The sequence below is a fragment of the Streptomyces sp. LS-MS-L19 genome, assembly GCF_058382285.1.
The window spans coordinates 9,143,981-9,162,399 of sequence record NZ_JBYCLL010000001.1 but is presented as its reverse complement, the minus strand read 5'-3'; the positions used below and the strand labels follow the sequence as shown (position 1 = coordinate 9,162,399).

16 protein-coding genes are annotated in these 18,419 nt (G+C 73.3%); 10 read left to right on the top strand and 6 right to left on the bottom strand.

The genetic code is table 11. The features are described from left to right. Positions 1 to 120: 120 nt before the first annotated feature. The 7 genes from AC2XR2_RS40900 to AC2XR2_RS40870 are packed head-to-tail and all read left to right on the top strand — an operon-like array spanning position 121 to position 7,504. A complete protein-coding gene (locus AC2XR2_RS40900; protein WP_330262526.1) occupies positions 121 to 591 on the top strand; it encodes a (2Fe-2S)-binding protein in 471 nt (156 codons plus the stop codon). Further along, positions 588 to 2,933, top strand: coding sequence for a xanthine dehydrogenase family protein molybdopterin-binding subunit (locus tag AC2XR2_RS40895; protein WP_491517900.1), 2,346 nt, complete (start codon positions 588 to 590; stop codon positions 2,931 to 2,933). The genes AC2XR2_RS40900 and AC2XR2_RS40895 overlap by 4 nt, the downstream gene beginning before the upstream one ends. Next, positions 2,930 to 3,784 carry an FAD binding domain-containing protein gene (locus AC2XR2_RS40890; RefSeq protein ID WP_491517899.1) on the top strand — a complete coding sequence of 285 codons (855 nt, stop codon included), beginning with the start codon at positions 2,930 to 2,932 and terminating at the stop codon, positions 3,782 to 3,784. The genes AC2XR2_RS40895 and AC2XR2_RS40890 overlap by 4 nt, the downstream gene beginning before the upstream one ends. Before the next feature lie 8 nt (positions 3,785 to 3,792). Then, on the top strand, positions 3,793 to 4,659 hold the full coding sequence (locus tag AC2XR2_RS40885; RefSeq protein ID WP_491517898.1) for an AAA family ATPase: 867 nt from the start codon (positions 3,793 to 3,795) through the stop codon (positions 4,657 to 4,659). Continuing rightward, positions 4,659 to 5,759, top strand: coding sequence for a vWA domain-containing protein (locus AC2XR2_RS40880; RefSeq protein ID WP_491518588.1), 1,101 nt, complete (start codon positions 4,659 to 4,661; stop codon positions 5,757 to 5,759). The genes AC2XR2_RS40885 and AC2XR2_RS40880 overlap by 1 nt, the downstream gene beginning before the upstream one ends. After that, positions 5,752 to 6,852 carry an XdhC family protein gene (locus AC2XR2_RS40875; protein WP_491517897.1) on the top strand — a complete coding sequence of 367 codons (1,101 nt, stop codon included), beginning with the start codon at positions 5,752 to 5,754 and terminating at the stop codon, positions 6,850 to 6,852. The genes AC2XR2_RS40880 and AC2XR2_RS40875 overlap by 8 nt, the downstream gene beginning before the upstream one ends. Positions 6,853 to 6,871: 19 nt before the next feature. After that, positions 6,872 to 7,504, top strand: a complete 633-nt coding sequence (locus AC2XR2_RS40870; RefSeq protein ID WP_491517896.1) for an SRPBCC family protein — start codon at positions 6,872 to 6,874, stop codon at positions 7,502 to 7,504. Positions 7,505 to 7,674: 170 nt separating this feature from the next. Here the strand turns inward: AC2XR2_RS40870 and AC2XR2_RS40865 are convergent, their stop codons facing one another. Continuing rightward, positions 7,675 to 8,187 carry a metallophosphoesterase family protein gene (locus AC2XR2_RS40865; RefSeq protein ID WP_381306823.1) on the bottom strand — a complete coding sequence of 171 codons (513 nt, stop codon included), beginning with the start codon at positions 8,185 to 8,187 and terminating at the stop codon, positions 7,675 to 7,677. Positions 8,188 to 8,517: 330 nt separating this feature from the next. On the opposite strand from AC2XR2_RS40865, the gene AC2XR2_RS40860 reads away from it, so the two are divergent. Continuing rightward, entirely contained in the window at positions 8,518 to 10,470 is a 1,953-nt protein-coding gene (locus tag AC2XR2_RS40860; protein WP_491517895.1) for a glycosyltransferase family 2 protein, read from the top strand. A gap of 51 nt (positions 10,471 to 10,521) precedes the next feature. Here AC2XR2_RS40860 and AC2XR2_RS40855 read toward each other — a convergent pair whose 3' ends face one another. From AC2XR2_RS40855 to AC2XR2_RS40835, 5 genes are all read right to left on the bottom strand, one after another. Beyond that, positions 10,522 to 11,325: a class I SAM-dependent methyltransferase gene (locus AC2XR2_RS40855; protein WP_330262534.1), complete on the bottom strand. Its 804-nt coding sequence runs from the start codon at positions 11,323 to 11,325 to the stop codon at positions 10,522 to 10,524. A gap of 400 nt (positions 11,326 to 11,725) precedes the next feature. Continuing rightward, entirely contained in the window at positions 11,726 to 11,977 is a 252-nt protein-coding gene (locus AC2XR2_RS40850) for a hypothetical protein (RefSeq protein WP_449353000.1), read from the bottom strand. A 98-nt stretch (positions 11,978 to 12,075) separates the two neighbouring features. Then, complete coding sequence (locus AC2XR2_RS40845) at positions 12,076 to 12,252, bottom strand: hypothetical protein (RefSeq protein ID WP_491517894.1); 177 nt, start codon at positions 12,250 to 12,252, stop codon at positions 12,076 to 12,078. A 157-nt stretch (positions 12,253 to 12,409) separates the two neighbouring features. Then, complete coding sequence (locus AC2XR2_RS40840; protein ID WP_381306815.1) at positions 12,410 to 12,829, bottom strand: CBS domain-containing protein; 420 nt, start codon at positions 12,827 to 12,829, stop codon at positions 12,410 to 12,412. Positions 12,830 to 12,875: 46 nt separating this feature from the next. Continuing rightward, a complete protein-coding gene (locus tag AC2XR2_RS40835) occupies positions 12,876 to 15,323 on the bottom strand; it encodes a SpoIIE family protein phosphatase (protein WP_491518587.1) in 2,448 nt (815 codons plus the stop codon). Positions 15,324 to 15,520: 197 nt separating this feature from the next. Between AC2XR2_RS40835 and lanKC the strand changes: the two genes are divergently transcribed. Both lanKC and AC2XR2_RS40825 read left to right on the top strand, forming a co-directional pair. Beyond that, the gene (gene lanKC, locus AC2XR2_RS40830; RefSeq protein ID WP_491517893.1) at positions 15,521 to 18,184 is read left to right on the top strand and encodes a class III lanthionine synthetase LanKC; all 2,664 of its coding nucleotides are present in this window, start codon (positions 15,521 to 15,523) and stop codon (positions 18,182 to 18,184) included. A gap of 59 nt (positions 18,185 to 18,243) precedes the next feature. Next, positions 18,244 to 18,360, top strand: coding sequence for a SapB/AmfS family lanthipeptide (locus AC2XR2_RS40825; RefSeq protein WP_020117173.1), 117 nt, complete (start codon positions 18,244 to 18,246; stop codon positions 18,358 to 18,360). Positions 18,361 to 18,419 lie beyond the last annotated feature (59 nt).

Below are 18,419 nucleotides of genomic sequence, written 5' to 3'. Positions count from 1 at the left end.
CCAGGCACGAACCGGACACGGCAACGGATTAACGCTCAACCAGTCGTGTCCCGGCCCTCGCCCCCTCCCCGGAGCAGTCCTAGAGTGACGCACATCACGTCCGTGGTCCTGGGAGGGCACATGACCCGTATCTCGGTGAAGGTGGACGGCACGGTGTATCAGGACGAGGTGGAGCCTCGTCTTCTGCTGATCCACTACCTGCGTGACCGGCTGGGTCTGACCGGCACCCCGATCGGCTGCGACACCTCCAACTGCGGTGCCTGCACGGTCGATCTGGACGGGGCGAGCGTCAAGAGCTGCTCGGTGCTCGCCGTCCAGGCCGACGGGAGCGAAGTGACCACGGTCGAGGGGCTGGCCACGGACGGCGAGTGGACCGGCCTCCAGCGCGCCTTCCACGAGCGGCACGCGCTCCAGTGCGGCTACTGCACCCCCGGCATGCTCATGGCCGCGCGCGACCTGTTGCGCGAGAACCCGCATCCGACCCCGGACGAGGTGCGGCACGCCCTGGAGGGCAACCTGTGCCGCTGCACGGGCTACCAGAACATCGTGCGGGCCGTGCTGGCCGCGGCCGACGAGGGGGTGACGACATGAGCGAGGTCGGCACCGCCCGGCTCCGCAAGGAGGACGCCCGGCTCGTCACCGGGCAGACCCGCTGGACCGACAACATCGACACCACCGGCCTGCTCCACCTGGCGATCCTGCGCAGCCCCATGGCCCACGCGCGCGTGGACCGCGTCGACGTCTCCCCCGCGCTCGAACGGCCCGGTGTGGTCGCCGCGTTCAGCGGCGCCGACCTCGCGGACGGCCTGGGCTCGCTGCCCTGCGCCTGGCCGGTGACCGAGGACATCGTGCTGCCCGACCATCCGCCGATCGCCGTCGACGAGGTGCGCTACGCCGGCGACCCGGTGGCCGTGGTCGTGGCCCGCGACCGGTACGCGGCCGCCGACGCCCTGGAGGCGGTCGAGGTCGACTACACCCCGCTCCCCCCAGTCCTGGACCTGGAGGCCGCACTCGCCGAGGGCGCCCCGCTGGTCCACTCCGACAAGGGCACCAACCGCTGCTACGACTGGCCCCTGCGCACCGGCGAGGACTTCGAGGCGGTACGGCGGCGCGCCGAGGTCACCCTCAGGCGCCGCTACCACCAGCAGCGGCTCATCCCCAACGCGATGGAGCCGCGGGCGGTCGTCGTCACCCCGGTCGCCGCCGCCGACGAGTACACCGTGTACTCCTCCACCCAGATCCCGCACATCCTCCGGGTCATGCTCGCCGTCGTCACCGGCGTCCCCGAGCACAGGCTGCGGGTGGTCGCCCCCGACGTGGGCGGCGGCTTCGGCTCCAAGCTCCAGGTGTACGGCGAGGAGGCGATCGCCCTCACGGTCGCGCGCCGCCTCGGACGACCGGTGAAGTGGACCGAGTCCCGCTCGGAGGGCTACCTGGCGACGCACCACGGCCGGGGCATGATCCAGGACATCGAGATCGCCGCGACCCGCGACGGGCGACTCCTGGGCCTCAAGGCCGACCTGCTGGTCGACATGGGCGCCTACCTGATGCTGGTCACCCCCGGCATCCCGATCCTGGGCGCGTTCATGTACCCGGGCATCTACAAGATGGACTCCTACGAGCTGAACGTCACCGGCGTCTTCACGACCAGGACGCCGACCGACGCCTACCGCGGTGCCGGGCGCCCGGAGGCGACGTACGCCATCGAGCGGATCATGGACGAGCTCGCCGTCGAACTCGGCCTGGACCCCGTGGAGTTGCGGCGCCGGAACTGGATCCGGCACGAGGAGTTCCCGTACACCACGATCGCGGGGCTGACCTACGACAGCGGCAACTACGAGGCGGCGACCGACAAGGCGCTCGCGCTGTTCGACTACGACAAGCTGCGTGCCGAGCAGGCGGACCGCAGCCGGCGGGGCGACACCGTGCGGCTCGGGATCGGCGTGTCGACGTACACCGAGATGTGCGGGCTGGCGCCGAGCCGGGTGCTGCGGGACCTCCGGTACGCGGCCGGTGGCTGGGAGGCCGCGAGCGTGCGCATGCTGCCGACCGGGAAGGTCGAGGTGGTCACCGGGACCAGTCCGCACGGACAGGGGCACGTGACCAGCTGGAGCCAGATCGCCGCCGACGTGCTCGGGGTGCCCTTCGACGACGTGCAGGTCGTGCACGGCGACACCAAGGCGGCCCCGCAGGGCATGGACACCTACGGCTCGCGCTCGCTCGTCGTCGGCGGCACGGCCGTGCACCAGGCGGCCACAAAGGTGGTCGAGAAGGCGCGCAAGGTCGCGGCCCATCTGCTCGAGGCCAGCGAGCGGGACCTGGAGTTCACGGACGGCGTCTTCTCCGTGAAGGGCTCGCCGGACGCCCGCAGGACGATCCAGGAGGTCGCCTTCGAGACGTTCACCTCGCACGACCTGCCCGACGGAGTGGAACCGACCATCAACGCGGGCCACTTGACCGACCCGGACAACTTCTCCTACCCGCACGGCACCCATCTGTGCGCGGTGGAGGTCGACACCGAGACCGGGCGGACCAGGATCAGGTCGTACGTCGCCGTCGACGACGTCGGCCGGGTCGTCAACCCGATGATCGTCGAGGGCCAGGTGCACGGCGGACTCGCGCAGGGCATCGCGCAGGCCCTGTACGAGGAGGCGGTCTACGACGACGAGGGCAACCTGGTCTCCGGGACGATGGCCGACTACCTGGTGCCGTCGGCCCCCGACCTGCCCGAGTTCGTGACCGACCGCACGGAGACGCCCGCGACGACGAACCCCCTGGGTGTGAAGGGAGTCGGCGAAGCGGGCACCATCGCCTCCACCCCGGCCGTCGTCGGCGCGATCGTGGACGCCCTGCGGCCGCTCGGCGTGCGCGACGTGCGGATGCCCTGCACGCCCGAACGGGTCTGGCAGGCCCTGAAGGAGGCCTCGGCATGATTCCCCCGACCTTCGACTACGCCCGCCCGAGCAGCGTCGAGGACGCGGTGCGCGTCCTCGCGGAGGGCGGCGAGGACGCCAAGGTGCTGGCCGGCGGACAAAGCCTGTTGCCCCTGCTGAGGCTGCGGCTCGCCTTCCCGGAACTGGTCGTGGACGTGGGCCGCGTGCCCGGGCTCACCGGGGTCCGCGAGGAGGGCGACACGCTGGTCGTCGGCGCCCTGACCACCCACCACGACGTGGTCCGCGACCCGCTGGTGCGCCGGCACGCGGGCCTCCTCGCCGCCGCGACGGCCGGGGTCGGCGATCCCGCCGTACGGCATCGGGGCACCCTCGGCGGTTCGCTGGCGCACGCCGACCCGGCCGGTGACCTGCCCGCCGTGGCGCTCGCCCTGGACGCCGAGCTGGTGGCCGTGGGGCCGGGTGGGCGGCGCGCGATCCCCGCGCGGGAGTTCTTCGTCGACTACCTCCAGACCGCGCTGGAGCCCGACGATCTTCTGGTGGAGATCCGGATCCCGAAGACCGACGGGTGGGGCTTCCACTACGAGAAGTTCCACCGCGTGGCGCAGTCCTGGGCGGTCGTCGGGGTGGCCGCGCTGGTGCGGCGGGACGACGGGCACATCGCCGAGGCCCGGATCGGGCTCACCAACATGGGCTCCACTCCCCTGCGCGCCACGGCGACCGAGGAGGCGCTGACCGGCGCCGGGGACGCCCCGGCCGTGGCGCGGGCCGCGGAGTCGGCGGCGGAGGGGACCCGGCCCCCGCGGGACCTGTCGGGGTCGCCCGAGTACCGGGCGCACCTCGCGCGGGTGCTGACCGGGCGGGCGGTGCTGGCCGCCGCCGGGATGGGGTGAGCGGGAGCGTGGACGGCCCGGAGGAGGTGCGGGCCCGCCTCGCGGAGACGGGGTACCTCGTCGACGACGGGCTGGCGACCGCCTGCTTCCTGGCCCTGAGGCTGCACCGGCCGCTGTTCTGCGAGGGCGACGCGGGCGTCGGCAAGACCGCGCTCGCCGCCGCCCTCGCCGAGGCCCTCGGCGCCCCGCTGATCCGGCTCCAGTGCCACGAGGGCATCGACGCGTCCCAGGCCCTGTACGACTGGGACTTCCCCCGTCAGCTGCTGCACCTGCGGGCCGCCGAGGCGGCCGGTGCCGTGGACGCCGAGCGGGTGGAGAGCCAGCTGTACGACCGCCGGTTCCTGGTCGTCCGGCCGCTGCTGCGGGCCCTGGAGACCTGGCCGTCGGTGCTGCTGATCGACGAGATCGACCGCGCCGACGACGAGTTCGAGGCGTTCCTGCTGGAGCTGCTGTCGGAGTTCTCGGTGACGATCCCGGAGCTGGGGACGCTGCGGGCCGAGGTGCCGCCGGTGGTCGTCCTGACGTCGAACCGGACGCGTGAGGTGCACGACGCGCTGAAGCGGCGGTGCCTGTACCACTGGTTCGAGCATCCCGGCTTCGACCGTGAACTCGCCATCGTGCGACGGCGGTTGCCGGGCGTGTCCGCGCGGCTGGCCGAGCAGGTGACGGGGCTGGTGCAGACCCTGCGCGCCGAGGACCTGCTCAAGCCGCCGGGTGTGGCCGAGACGATCGACTGGGCCGAGGCGCTGGACGCGCTGGGGGCGAGCGAGGTGGACGCGGAGCTGGCGTTGGCGACCCTGGGCTCGGTGCTGAAGTACCGGGAGGACGCGGAGCGGGCGCGGGGGTCACTGCCGGCGGCTCTGAAGGACGTGTGATCGGCGTGACCGGGCGGGCCGACGCCGTCTTCCTCGCCTTCGCCCGCGCCCTCCGCTCGGCGGGGGTCGACGCGAGTGCCGAGCGGGTGCACGCCTTCCTGCGCGCGGTGGCCGAAGCGGGACCGGCGCGGGTGTACTGGGCGGGGCGGCTGACCCTGTGCGGAAGCCGCGAGGACCTGGAGCGCTACGACCAGGTGTTCGCGGGCACCTTCGGGGGTGCACCGGGCGGGCGGCGGGTTCCCTCTCCCGGACTGCGGCTCACGGTCCGGGACGCGCGGGCCGGCCCCCGTAGCCGTACGGTCGACGGACCCGAGGGCCCGCGGGCCGCCGCGCTCGCCGGTTCCGCCGAGGTGCTCCGGCAGCGCGACATCGCCGGCCTGGACCCCGCCGAACGAGCCGCCCTGCGTCGCCTCCTCGCCGCGTTCGCGCTGCCCGGACAGACCCGCAGGACGGCGCGTCGACGCCCGGCCGGACGCGGGGGCGTCGATCCGTACCGGACCGTGCGGGAGCTGCTGCGGCACGGCGGGGAACCGGCCCGGCTGCGGCACCACGAGCGCACCGAGCGGCCCCGCCGGGTCGTCCTGCTCGTCGATGTCAGCGGCTCGATGGCGCCGTACGCCGACGCGCTGCTGCGCTTCGCGCACGCGGCCGCCCGGGGCAGCCGTACGGAGGTGTTCACGATCGCCACCCGGCTGACCCGCGTCACCCGCGAGCTCTCGCACCGCGACCCGGACCTGGCGATGGCCGCGCTCGCCGCCGCGGTGCCGGACTGGCGCGGGGGTACCCGGCTGGGTGAGCTGGTGCGGGAGTTCCTCGACCGGTGGGGGCAGCGGAGCCTGGCCCGGGGCGCGGTGGTCGTGCTGCTCTCGGACGGCTGGGAGCGTGGCGATCCGGAGCTGCTCGCGGCCCAGATGCGACGCTTGCGGCGGCTGGCGCACCGGGTGATCTGGGCCAATCCGCTGAAGGCGCGCCCGGGTTACGCACCCCTGGCCGCCGGGATGGCGGCGGCGCTGCCGAGCGTGGACGCGTTCGTCGAGGGGCACAGCCTGGCCGCGCTGGAGCGTCTGGCGGCGGTGGTGAAAGGAGCCGACGATGCGTGACATCCTCCCGGTGCTGAACCGCTGGTACACGGCAGGGGTGCCGTTCGGACTGGCCACGGTCGTCTCGACCAGCCGCAGCGCGCCGCGCGATCCCGGCGCGGCCATGGCCGTGGGCCCGGACGACGAGGTCGTCGGCAGCGTGTCGGGCGGCTGTGTGGAGGGGGCCGTCTTCGAGCTGGCCCAGGAGGTCGTGGCGAGCGGCGAGGCCCGCCTCGAGACCTTCGGGTACAGCGACGAGGACGCGTTCGCGGTGGGGCTGACCTGCGGCGGAGAGATCACCCTGCTCGTACGGCCCGTGACGACCGCCCTCGATCCCGTCTTCGGCGCGCTCGCGGAGTCCGTCGCGGCGGGCCGCCCGGTGACCCTGGCGACGGTGACCGAGGGCCCCGCGCCGCGCGGCGCCACGCTCGCGGTGTGGCCGGACCGGGTCGCCGGCACCCTGGGCACGACCGGCCTGGACGTGGCGGTCACGGCCGACGCGCGCGGCGAACTCGCCCAGGGGGCGACCGGGTCGCGGCACTACGGCCCGCACGGCGAGCGGCGCGAGGACGCGGTCGGCGTCTTCCTGCACTCCTTCGCCCCGCCGCCGCGCATGCTGGTCTTCGGCGCGATCGACTACGCGGCCGCCGTCGCCCGGATCGGTGCCTTCCTCGGCTACCGGGTCACCGTGTGCGACGCCCGCCCGGTCTTCGCCACGCCGAAACGCTTCCCGGAGGGCGTGGAGGTCGTCGTGGACTGGCCGCACCGCTATCTGCGGGGCACCGACACCGACGAGCGCACGGTGATCTGCGTCCTGACCCACGACCCGAAGTTCGATGTGCCGCTGCTGGAGGAGGCGCTGCGCCGGCCGGCGGCGTACATCGGGGCGATGGGCAGCCGCCGCACGCACGACGACCGGATGAAGCGGCTCGCCGAGTCGGGGCTGGCCGAGGCCGAGCTGTCCCGGCTGCGCTCGCCGGTCGGGCTGGACCTCGGGGCCCGTACCCCGGAGGAGGTCGCGGTGTCCGTGGCCGCCGAGATCGTCGCGCTGCGCTGGGGCGGCAGCGGCGCCCCGCTGACGGCGACGGCGGGGGCGATCCATCCGTCCTCATGAAGCCTGCCTGGAGGTAGCCATGGAACTGCACCACGCGTTCACCGTGCCCGTCCCGGTCGACGAGGCCTGGCGGGCGCTCCTCGACATCGAACGGGTCGCGCCCTGCATGCCCGGGGCGGTCGTCGAGGACTACGACGGCAAGACCGTGACCGGCTCGGTGAAGGTCAAGGTCGGGCCGGTCACCGTGACGTACCGGGGAACCGCCGTCTTCGAGGAGCAGGACGAGCACGCGCACCGCATGGTGCTGATCGCGAGCGGCCGGGAGACCCGCGGCCAGGGCACCGCACGGGCCACGGTGACCGGCACCCTCACCGGGGCGGACGGCGGCGGTACGGCCGTGTCGGTGCGCACGGACCTCGCGGTGACCGGTCGCCCCGCGCAGTTCGGGCGGGGTGTGCTGGCGGAGGTCGGGGACCGGCTGGTCGGCCGGTTCGCCGAGTGCCTGGCGCAGCGGCTCACCGAGCCGGAGAGGGCACCGGAGACCACGCCGGAGACGGCCCCGGCGTCCGCGGAGCCCGACGACGAGCCCCTCGACCTGCTGCGCGCGATCGGTGTGCCGGTCGCGAAACGGGCGGCGGCCGCGCTGGCGGCGGCCGTCGTCGTGGGACTGGCGGTCACACGGCTGCGACGACGGGGGAAGCGAAGGGTGTGAGGCGTGTCCGAGGGGGTACGCGCCGCACTACGGGTGAGGGTGTACGAGCCCCCACCGCACCTCCGATCAGGAAGGAGGTCCGTGGCAGAGTCCCGATCACAACGCCCGGGCCGTTCCCCTGCACTCGGAGCGGCCCGGACCTCATGGGGACCCGTGGTTCTCGGGGCGGCTCAGGACGGGACGGAGCGCGGGGGCAGTCGGTGCAGCTCCACGTCCGTGAGATTGCCGTCGGCCACGGTCGCCGTCATGTAGGTGCAGTGCGGCTGGCGGCGGCGGTCGGTCGGCGAGCCGGGGTTGAGCAGCCGCAGTCCGCCGGGTGCGGTGGTGTCCCAGGGGATGTGGCTGTGGCCGAACACCAGGACGTCGGTGTCGGGATAGCGGGCGGCACAGCGGGCCTCGCGGCCCTGGGCGGCGCCGGTCTCGTGGACCACGGCGAAACGCAGGCCGCCCAGTTCGGCGTACGCCACCTCGGGCAGCCGTGCGCGCAGTTCGGGCCCGTCGTTGTTGCCGTACACGCCGACGAGCCGGGCGCTGCGGCTCTCCAGCAGGTCGAGGGTGGCGGTGTCGACCCAGTCACCGGCGTGGAACACGACGTCGGCGTGCGGGAGTTCGGCGAGCAGCGGGGCCGGGAGCTGCTTGGCACGCTTGGGCAGGTGGGTGTCGGACATCAGCAGCAGGCGCACGGCATCACCCTAGACCGGTCCACTGAGGATCCCGCCGGGTGACGGGCGCACGCCGGTGCCGAAGTCGGTGGCCGTGTCGCGTCGAAGTCGGTGGCCGTGTCGTGGAACCGACGGGTGCCGGTCTGCATCTTCACGTACGCGGTACGACGATCACGGCGTCGGCCGTCGTCGGCGCGCCGTCGCAGGTCCGCCGCACGTCACCTCGTCGCAGGGGGCGCGCCCGGTCAAAGTGGCCTGCTGCCGCGGCACTTGTCCGGCGGCGTTAACATCGGCGCACAAAGCGTCGATCCGTGACGCAAGCCACAAGCCACCCAAGGAGTCCGGACACCGATGCCGGTCAAGGTCAGCGTCGTCATCCCCGTCTACAACCCGGGGAACTACATCGAGGACTGCATCGCCTCGCTGCGCAGGCAGTCCCTGCCCCCGGACGAGTTCGAGGCGATCTTCGTCGACGACGGTTCGACCGACGACACGCCGGCCCGGCTGGACGCGGTGGCCGCCGAGGTCGAGAACATCAAGGTCATCCACCAGGAGGCCTCGGGCTGGTCCGGCAAGCCCCGCAACGTCGGGATCGCCGCCTCCGAGGGCGAGTTCGTCATGTTCGTCGACAACGACGACTACCTCGGCGACGAGGCCCTGGAGCGGATGTACGACTACGCGGTCGCCAACGGCGCCGACGTGGTCGTGGGCAAGATGGCCGGCAAGGGCCGGGGCGTGCCGGTGGAGCTGTTCCGCCGCAACCACCCACGGGCCACCGTCGACAACGCCCCGCTGATCGACAGTCTGACGCCCCACAAGATGTTCCGGCGGGCCTTCCTCGACCGGATCGGTCTGCGCTTCCCGGAGGGGCGGCGCCGGCTGGAGGACCACGTCTTCGTCACGGAGGCGTATCTGCGCGCGGACAACGTCTCCGTGCTCAGCGACTACGTCTGCTACTACCACCTCAAGCGCGACGACGCCTCCAACGCGGGCTTCCAGCGGTTCGACCCGGTGGGCTACTTCGCGAACCTGCGCGAGGCGCTCGACGTCGTCGAGAAGTACACCGAGCCGGGGAAGACCCGCGACCGGCTGTTCCGCCGCTGGCTGCGCAACGAGATGGTGGAGCGGATGCGCGGCAGGCGGCTGCTCGCCGCCCCCGAGGACTACCGCCAGGAGCTCTTCAAGGAGATCCGCTCCGTGGTCGTCGAGCGCTTCGGGCCGGGTGTCGCGGCCGGCCTCCAGCCCACCCAGCAGGTCGTCGCCGCGCTGATCGCCGACGGCCGGCTCGACGACCTGGTGAAGTTCGCCGAATGGGAGGTCTCCGTCACGCCCACGGCCGTGCCGGACGGCGTCGAGTGGGACGGCGGGGTGCTGCGCATCGGGCTGTCCGCCGAGCTCGCGTCCGGCGACACGCCGATGACGTTCCCCGCGAAGGGCAGCAAGGAGTCGCTCGCCGGGCCGCCGGCTTCCGTCCAGGAGGCGGTGGACTGGGTCGGCGCCCACAGCGTCGCCGGATTCGGCCGGGCCACCGTCGAGGTGCTGCTGACCGAACGCACCAGCTCCGCCCAGTTCTTCCAGCCGGTGGAGTTCACCCGGGAGACCGTCCCGGCGGAGGGGGACGGGCGGGTGCGTCTCGTGCTGCGGGGCACCACGACCGTGGACCCGGCCACCGCGGCGGACGGCGGTCCGCTCGACGCCGGGCTGTACGACGTGTTCGTGCGCGTCAAGCTCGGCGGCTGGACCAAGCAGAGCCGGCTGGGCCCGGTCCCGCTCAAGGGACGTACGGCCGCGGACGCCGGGGTCGCGGGCGGCCGGGTGGCGCTGCCGTACTGGACCGCCAAGCAGGGCACGCTCGCCCTGGACGTGGACACCGCGAGCAAGCGGCTGGAGCTCGGCCGGCTGACGCCCGGCGAGGTCACCGTCTCCGGTGACCGGGTCGAGGTGCCGGTGCCGTTCCACGTGCCCGGTGACACGCCGGTGCTGCTCGAGCTCACCGGAGGCTCCGGCACCGCGCCCCGGCAGGTGCCCGGCACGTTGCGGCCGAAGGGGGAGGCGGCCGTCCTGGAGGCCGTGCTGCCGCTCGCCGAGCTCGGGACCACGCCGTGGCAGGTCGCGCTGAGCCCGGCGCCCGACGCCGCCGAGCCGCGCTTCCACCCGCTGCCGTTCGCGCTGCGGGTGAAGGCGGGCCGGGTCCAGGTCTCGGCCGTGCGTCCGCCCCGGCCCGGGGTCGGACAGCGCCTGGCGCGCAGGGCGAGGCCGCTCGCCCGCAAGGTGCTCAGACGGATCAGGGCACGCGGCAAGTAGCAGTACGGGGAGGACGCCGGACGCGTCCTCCCCGTACTCACGTCATGGCGTTCAGCCCGCGCTGTTGAGCTGCTGCAGGCTCGCGCGCAGGTGCTCCCAGCTGCGGTCCCGCTTGCTGCCCCGGTTGCGGGCGTTGACCAGCGGCTTCCAGAAGGCCGCCTCGATCAGCGCCTCCGGCTTGATCGCCGTGGTCCGCTCCAGCACCGTCTCGGGCACCTTCTGCGGGTCGGGAACCACGTACTCCGCGATGATCTCGTCGTACTTGTCCTTGAGGACCGTGTTGGTCGGGTCCGCGCCGAAGACCACCAGCTGGCCGGTGGGCTCGGTGTCGACCAGGACCGTCACCAGGTCGGGCCGGTAGCGGTTCAGGACCTCGATCACCTTGTAGACGTCGCCGGTCCAGGCGTTGGTGTGGCGGTCGCGGGCCGCCTCGTCCACGTTGCGCGGCAGCATGTCGTCGAAGACGATCACGCTGGCCCAGTCCGAGTACTTCTCCACGTTGATGAAGTCGCGCAGCGCGTACTCGAACAGGTGCATGCCGTCGATGAAGGACAGGTCGAGCGTGACGTCCTTCCAGTAGCCGAAGGGGCTGCGGTTGCGGACGATGTTGCGCAGCGGGTGGCGGCCGCCCTTGAGGTGCTGGAGCGGGTTCTCGCGCGCGAAGAAGTCGTCGCTGGTGGCCTTCGCCAGGTGGACGTCGCAGCGGATCTCGGAGACCACCTTGAACGCCGGGTCGATCGCGATGCTCGGTACCCGGGAGAACGTCAGGCTGCGGCCGTCGTTGACGCCGATCTCCAGGTAGTTGCGGTTCGCGCTGGCTTTGTGGAGCCCCCGCAGGAACTCGTGACGTTTCACTGGGAAATCTCCTTGCGGATGTGTGGCAGTGCTTCGTGCAGGGCGGACCGCCGGTCCCGGTGCGAGTCCGGCGCGGCCCCCGCCCACCGGTCACGCCCGAGGGCGCCGGCGACGGGGCGTGGTGCGGGCCCGGTGAGGGCTTCGCTGCTGGTGGGGCCGGCCCGCTCGGGGCCGGCCGAGGTGCCGGAACGCTCCCCGCACCGGTCCGTACCGGGTGCCCCGGCCGGAACCGGTTCCGTGGAACATACCTGCTGTGAGCCTCCCATGACAGGACTTCGCGGCGAGGAGCGTGATCCTGTGGGAAAGGGCTTGCAAAGTGCGGGAAGCCGGAAGGTGACCCTCCGGGCGGGGAACGCGGCGCCGGGCCCGCCGGGGCGGGCGCCGGCTGCGGCGGAAGAGCTCATGAACCGATACGCACCTTGCCGTGGTCTGCGAGGACGGTGCGACGGACGTCGGCGTGGACGTCGGTCGGACGCGGGAGGGCGAGAGGGGTGAGCCGGTAAGGGCGGGTGATCGTCGACTCGTCGCACCGGGAAAGCCCGACGGCCCGGGGAACGGCCTTGTCCGCGACGGACAGCGGTGGATCGGCCGACGTGGGCATGCTCGGCCATGACCGGATGCCGGCCCCGCCGGACAGCACGAGAGCCTTCATCTGCATCACCCTAGCCCGGATCCTGAGGAACCGGGCTGGGCAGGGGGTGACTTGGAGGTGCAGCGTCAGGTGACTCGGGGCAGCGAGATCGCGGACCCTCAGTCCTCGCCGCGGAAGATGTTGTCCTCCGTGGTGTGCGCGGTGCTGGGTCCGACCCGCTCCCCGACCGCGGGCAGGCAGGTCCGCAGGTCTCCCTTGCCGTGCAGTCGGCGGGACCTGGACCAGCCCGTCTCGGGCCGGCGTACGACGGGTTTCTGGGCGGTCTGCGGGGTCACGGCGGTTCACCGTCCTTCCATGCTGCTCCTCCGAGTCCCCGGTGCCGGCCCGGCCAAACGGACCCGGCCGGCCGTCAGGGCACGGGCTCCGCACACCCGTTCATCGGTGAGCCGCCGCCCCGCCGCTTGACGGCGGGGTCGAACTGGCCTTTCTCGTTCAGGTGTTGGGGCGGGCCACGCTGATGTCGCCGAGGGCCGACTCCGGGTCGCGTTCCATGGCGGCGTCGCCGAGGGCGACGATGCCGACGGCGTGGCCTCCCTCGACGACCGGGATGCGGCGCACGGCGTGTTCACGCATGAGCGTGATGGCGTGGTCCAGGTCGTCCTCGGGGCCGACGGTCACGAGGTCGTCGCTGCACGCGCCGGCCACGGTGGTCCGCTCCGGGTCGCCGCCCTCGGCGAGGGCCCGCACGACGAGGTCACGGTCGGTGACCAGGCCGCGCAGTTCGTCGCCGTCGGTCACGAGGACGGCGCCGAGATCCTGGTCGCGCATGAGCCGGGCGACGGCGGTCACGGAGGTCTGCGGTTCCACGGTGACCGGAGCGCTGGTCATGATGTCGCTGACGTGCTGGGTCATGACGTACCTCTCTGCTCGCGGGATGGTGCGCCCCGGGTACCCCTCCTCAGACATCCACCGCGATCTCGCTCCACACCTGTTTGCCGCCGCTGACCGGGACCGTGCCCCAGGCGGCCGACACGGCCTCGACGAGGAGGATGCCGCGGCCTCCGGTGGCCTCCCAGCCGATGCTGGTGGGCTTGGCGGGGGTGCGGGGCGAGGCGTCGGCCACGGACACGCGCAGCCGCCGGCCGACCAGGGTGAGGTCGAGGCGGACCCGGCCGTCGGTGTGCACGAGGGCGTTGGTGACGAGTTCGGAGACGACGAGCAGGGCGGTGTCCAGGGCGTCGCCGTGCACGCCCCAGCCGCGCAGGACCCGCCGGGTGAAGCGGCGGGCGTGTCCGGCGGCCTGCGGGACCCGCCACACCGTCCAGCCGTCCCTGAGCGGGTGGGTGGCCATGCCGTCGTAGCGCAGCAGGAGCAGGGCGACGTCGTCGCTGCGGCGGGCGCCGCCGAGGAGGGCGTCGGCGACGAGGCCGAGGTGCGCGGGGTCGGCGAGGGCCAGCCCACGGGCGAGGCGGTCCATGCCCTCGTCGATGTCGGCCTCGGTGGACTCCACGAGGCCGTCGGTGGTCAGGGCGACCAGGGTGCCGGGCCGCAGCCGCAGCGGGGTCATCGGGAAGTCGGCCTGGGCCGTCACGCCGAGCGGGGGGCCGCCGTCCGACTCGGCGATCTCGGTGGTGGCGTCGGGGTGGCGCAGGACCGGCGGGAGATGGCCGGCGCGGACGCACCAGGCGGTGCCCTCCTCCATGTCGAGGTCGACGTAGGTGCAGGTGACGAAGAGGTCGCTCTCCAGGTCCATGAGGAGCCGGTTGGCGTGGGCGACGACGACGTCCGGCGGGTGGCCCTCGACGGCGTAGGCGCGCAGGGCCGTGCGCATCTGGCCCATGAGGGTGGCCGCGGCGGCGCTGTGGCCCTGGACGTCCCCGATGACCAGGGCGACGTGGTTGTCGGGCAGCGGGATCACGTCGTACCAGTCGCCGCCCAGCTCCAGGCCCGCGGTGCTGGGCAGGTAACGGGCGACGGCCGTCGCGCCGGGCAGTTTCGGCAGCCGGCGGGGCAGCAGCTGGCGCTGGAGCATGCCGACCAGTTCGTGCTCGGCGTCCAGGGCGTGGGCGCGCATCAGGGCCTGTCCGGCGAGGCCGGCGGAGGCGGTGAGCAGGGCGCGCTCGTCGGGGCCGAAGTGGTGGGGGGTGTCCCAGCCGATGAGGCAGGCGCCGGCCATGCGGCCCGCGGCGGGCAGCGGCAGTACGGCGAGGCCGCCGGGTCCGACGTCGGCGAGGGCGGGTTCGAGGACGGTGCCGGCGGGCCAGATCTGGGCCCGGCCCTCGCGCAGGGCGCCGGCCAGGGTGGGCATGGCCCGCACGGGTGCCTCGGGCCACTCGCTGCGCCACTCCAGGCGCCACAGCTCGGGCCAGGACTCCGGTTCGGGCGGGTCGAGGACGGTGACGACGAGCCGGTCGTTCTCCAGCTCGGCGAGGGCGATGCGGTCGGCCCTGAGCGGGGCCCGCAGGGCGGAGACGACGGCCTGGCTGACGTCCCGGACGGTGCCGGCGGTGGAGAGGGCGGCGGCCAGCCGCTGGACCCGGGCCACGTCGGTGACGTCGGAGCGCAGGGTGGAGGCGTCGGCGACGGTGCCCACGAGCAGGGCGGGCCGGCCCTCGCCGCCGGGCAGCATGCGGCCGCGCAGCCTGAGCCACTTGGGTGGTCCGGAGGGCTGGAGGACGCGGAACTCCAGCTCACGGTCGCCCAGGGACATGTGGCCGGCCTCGAACAGGGACATCAGGGAAGGCAGGTCCTCGGGGACGGCCAGGCCGAGCAGGGTCTCGACCTTGCCGTCGAAGTCGGCCCGGCTCATGCCGAAGAGGTCCAGGATGTCGTCGCCGACCTCGACACGGCCGGTGTCCATGGCGAGGCTGAACGCGTCGGAGGGCAGTTCGCCGCCCTCGGGGGCCGCGGCGCGGGGCGGGCAGACGACCGCGTCGGCGATCAGTTCGAGGCACTTGCGGTCCTCGTCGTCGAAGCCGCGCGGGTTCTCGCTGACGGCGAGCAGACAGGCCCGCTTGTCGTCGCCCTGCGCGGGCAGCACGGCCAGGTGGAAGTCCCGTCGGGGGACCCTGCGGGACTCGGCGCAGCCGGCGACTTCCGCGGGGCCGAGGAAGACGGGCCGTCCCGAGCGGTGCGCCTCGGCGGGCGGGGAGCCGCCGGAGCCGGGATAGCTGTCGCGCAGCCCGTAGACCGTCCGGGGGACGCCCGCCGACTCGACGAGGCACAGCAGGTCCGCGTCGTCGCCGGGCGTGTACACGGCGGCCAGGGTCGCCCCGGCGAAGACCAGTGCCTGTTCGAGGACGTGGCGCAGTCGTCCGGGTGCTCCGGGACCGTCGGTGAGGGAGGCCAGGGCGTTCTCGGCACGCAGCGTTCTCGCTCCGCGTCCCGCAGCGCCCTCACTCACCACGTTCGCCATTACAGCGCTTATACGGCACGTGCGCAGCCCCTGTGGGCGTTCCGTGGAGCATCCGCGGGGGTCCGCGCCGGTACCCCACAGGGCACTTCCAAACCCATGCGTTCCGCACGGTGGTCTCGTGACAGCCGTGACTGTCCGTGGCCACCGCCCGGCTGGAAGGCTCTGTGGCGGGCCAGGAAGGGGGACGCATGGACAAGCGCTACGAGGTGTACGCGCTGGCGGACAGACACTTCTACGAGACGCCCGACCGGATCTCGGCGGGCGAGGCGCCCGTCTACGAGACGGCGCGCCGGGCGGTGCCGGACGGCTGGGACGCGGCACGGATCGGTGACTGGCTGACGCTGACGCCGCTCGGTCCGGACGGGAAGCCGGAGCCGGGTCCTTCGCAGGGCTGGAAGATCCACGCCTCGGCGACCCGGGAGAACGCGGACCGGATCGCCGGGATCGTGTGGGACTACTGCGTGCCCCGGCGCATCTCGTTCAAGTTCGTCCCGGGCCCTCATCTGCTGCACCTGCGCAACACCAAGTACGCGGCCCGCGACACCAGCGGGAAGTTCGTGACGATCTACCCGGCGGACGAGGAGCAGCTGCACGAGGTGCTCCGGGAGCTGGGCAAGCTCCTGGAGGGCTTCGAGGGGCCGTACATCCTCACCGACCTGCGCTGGTACGAGGGCCCGCTGTACGTCCGCTACGGCGCGTTCGCGCGGACCTTCGTCGTCGACGAGCGGGGCTCGCTGGTGCCGGCGGTGCGCGACGGCGAGGGCACGCTGGTGCCGGACCGGCGGGAGCCGTCCTTCCAGGTGCCCGAGTGGGTGACGCTGCCGGAGTTCCTGGCGCCGCATCTGGAGGCCCGCAACACCACGACGGTCGGCGAGCTGCCGTACCGGATCGAGAAGGCGCTGCACTTCTCCAACGGCGGCGGGGTCTACACCGGCACCGACACCCGTGACGGGCGCAAGGTCGTCCTGAAGGAGGGCCGGCCGCACGCGGGGCTCGCCGCCGACGGGGCGGACGCGATCGCCCGGCTGGAGCGGGAGAAGGACGCCCTGGAGCGGGTGGCGGGCACGGGCGTGGTGCCCGAGGTGCGGGACTGGTTCACCCTCGGCGACCACCGGTTCCTCGTCATGGACTTCCTGGAGGGGCGCCCGCTGAACTCGTTCTTCGCCGAGCGGCATCCGCTGCTCACCCCGGACCCCGACCCGGAGGCGGTGGCCGACTACACCGCGTGGGCGGTGCGCGTCCACGGGGCGGTGGAGCGGGCCGTTGCGGCGGTGCACGCCCGCGGGATCGTCTTCAACGACCTGCACGTCTTCAACATCATGGTCGGTCCCGACGAGGAGTCGGTGTCCCTGCTCGACTTCGAGGCGGCGGCGCCGGTCGAGGAGAACGGCCGCCAGGTCGTCGCCCACCCCGGCTTCTTCGCCCCGCCGGACCGCAAGGGCGTCGACGTCGACCGCTACGCGCTGGCCTGTCTGCGGATCGCCCTGTTCCTGCCGGTCACCACACTGTTCGTGGTGGACCGGGGCAAGGCGGCCCACCTGGCGGAGGTGATCCTGCGTCAGTTCCCGGACGTGCCGAAGGAGTTCCTCGACGAGGCGGTCGCGGAGATCACCCGGGACATCGCCGTACCGGACGACTCCGACACCGGCGGCGAGCGCGCGGTCGTGCGCGCCGCGGTCGCGCGGTCCTTCGTCGAACCGGGCGACTGGCCGTACAGCCGCGACTCCATGGTCAAGGCGATCCTCGCCTCGGCCACCCCAGAGCGCGCGGACCGGCTCTTCCCCGGTGACATCACCCAGTTCAACGACGGCGGCGGCCTCGGGCTCGCGCACGGCGCGGCCGGCGTGCTGTACGCGCTGGACGCGATCGGCGCCGAGCGGTACGAGGAGGGCGAGCGCTGGCTCCTGGAGCGCACCGCGCCCCCGCCGACGGGCACGCCCCTCGGGCTCTACGACGGCCTCGCGGGCGTCGCCCATGTCCTGGACCGGCTCGGCCACCGGCAGCGCGCCCTCGATCTCGTCGGACGGATCCTCGCGGAACGCTGGCAGAACCTCTCCGTCGACCTGCACGGCGGCCTCGCGGGACTCGGCCTGGTCCTCGGTGAACTGGCCGACACCACGGGCGAGTCGGAGCTGCGGGACCGCGCCGCCGAGGCGGCCGACGTCCTCGTACGACGACTCGCGCAACCCCTGCCGGACACGCCCAGGAAGCGCCGGGCCGGGCTGCTGCGAGGGTGGACCGGGCCCGCGCTGTTCCTGCTGCGGCAGTACGAACGCACCGGTGAGCCGCTGCTGTTGAGGGCGGCCGAGGTGGCGCTGCGCAGGGACCTGGAGTGCTGTGTGACGCACCCGAGCGGCTCCATGGAGGTCGACGAGGGCTGGCGGACCCTGCCCTACCTCGGGGAGGGCAGCGCGGGCATCGGGATGGTGCTGGACGACTTCCTCGCCCACGGCGCCGACACCGAGGGGGAGTTCGAGCGGGCGCGGGCCGGCATCCTGACCGCCGCCACCAGCCGCTTCTACGTACAGCCCGGTCTCTTCCAGGGCCGCGCCGGGATGATCCTGCACCTCGCGCGCACCGACACGCCCGGTGCGGGCCGGGAGCGGCTCGCCGAACAGATCGACGGCCTCGGCTGGTTCGCCATGGACTACCAGGGCCAACTGGCCTTCCCCGGCCACCAGATGATGCGTCTGTCGATGGACCTGGGCACCGGAACGGCAGGGTGCCTGCTCGCGCTCGGCGCGGCCCAGGAGGTCCAGGGAGCCGACGGGGCCGCCGTTGCCCCCGGCACCGCACACCTGCCGTTCCTGCCGCCGCTCCGGCGGCCCCACGAACGCGGTTCCGCGACCTGACGGAGCCGTGACCCAACCCCGTCCCCACGGGTGGACGACACCGAGGAAAGGAAACCGAGATGGCACTTCTCGACCTGCAGACGATGGAGTCCGACGAGCACACCGGCGGCGGCGGCAACAGCACGCTGAGCCTGCTCTCCTGCGTCAGCGCCGCGAGCGTCACGCTCTGTCTCTGACAGGCATCGTGCGCCCATGACTCCGGGCGGTCACTCCCGCGAGGGAGGGGCCGCCCGGG

Bases quoted from the DNA above. Each gene is read 5' to 3' on its own strand.
- AC2XR2_RS40900 (WP_330262526.1), top strand. From the start codon at position 121: ATGACCCGTATCTCGGTGAAGGTGGACGGCACGGTGTATCAGGACGAG.
- AC2XR2_RS40895 (WP_491517900.1), top strand. From the start codon at position 588: ATGAGCGAGGTCGGCACCGCCCGGCTCCGCAAGGAGGACGCCCGGCTC.
- AC2XR2_RS40890 (WP_491517899.1), top strand. From the start codon at position 2,930: ATGATTCCCCCGACCTTCGACTACGCCCGCCCGAGCAGCGTCGAGGAC.
- AC2XR2_RS40875 (WP_491517897.1), top strand. From the start codon at position 5,752: ATGCGTGACATCCTCCCGGTGCTGAACCGCTGGTACACGGCAGGGGTG.
- AC2XR2_RS40870 (WP_491517896.1), top strand. From the start codon at position 6,872: ATGGAACTGCACCACGCGTTCACCGTGCCCGTCCCGGTCGACGAGGCC.
- AC2XR2_RS40860 (WP_491517895.1), top strand. From the start codon at position 8,518: ATGCCGGTCAAGGTCAGCGTCGTCATCCCCGTCTACAACCCGGGGAAC.
- AC2XR2_RS40850 (WP_449353000.1), bottom strand. From the start codon at position 11,977: ATGAAGGCTCTCGTGCTGTCCGGCGGGGCCGGCATCCGGTCATGGCCG.
- AC2XR2_RS40840 (WP_381306815.1), bottom strand. From the start codon at position 12,829: ATGACCCAGCACGTCAGCGACATCATGACCAGCGCTCCGGTCACCGTG.
- lanKC (WP_491517893.1), top strand. From the start codon at position 15,521: ATGGACAAGCGCTACGAGGTGTACGCGCTGGCGGACAGACACTTCTAC.
- AC2XR2_RS40825 (WP_020117173.1), top strand. From the start codon at position 18,244: ATGGCACTTCTCGACCTGCAGACGATGGAGTCCGACGAGCACACCGGC.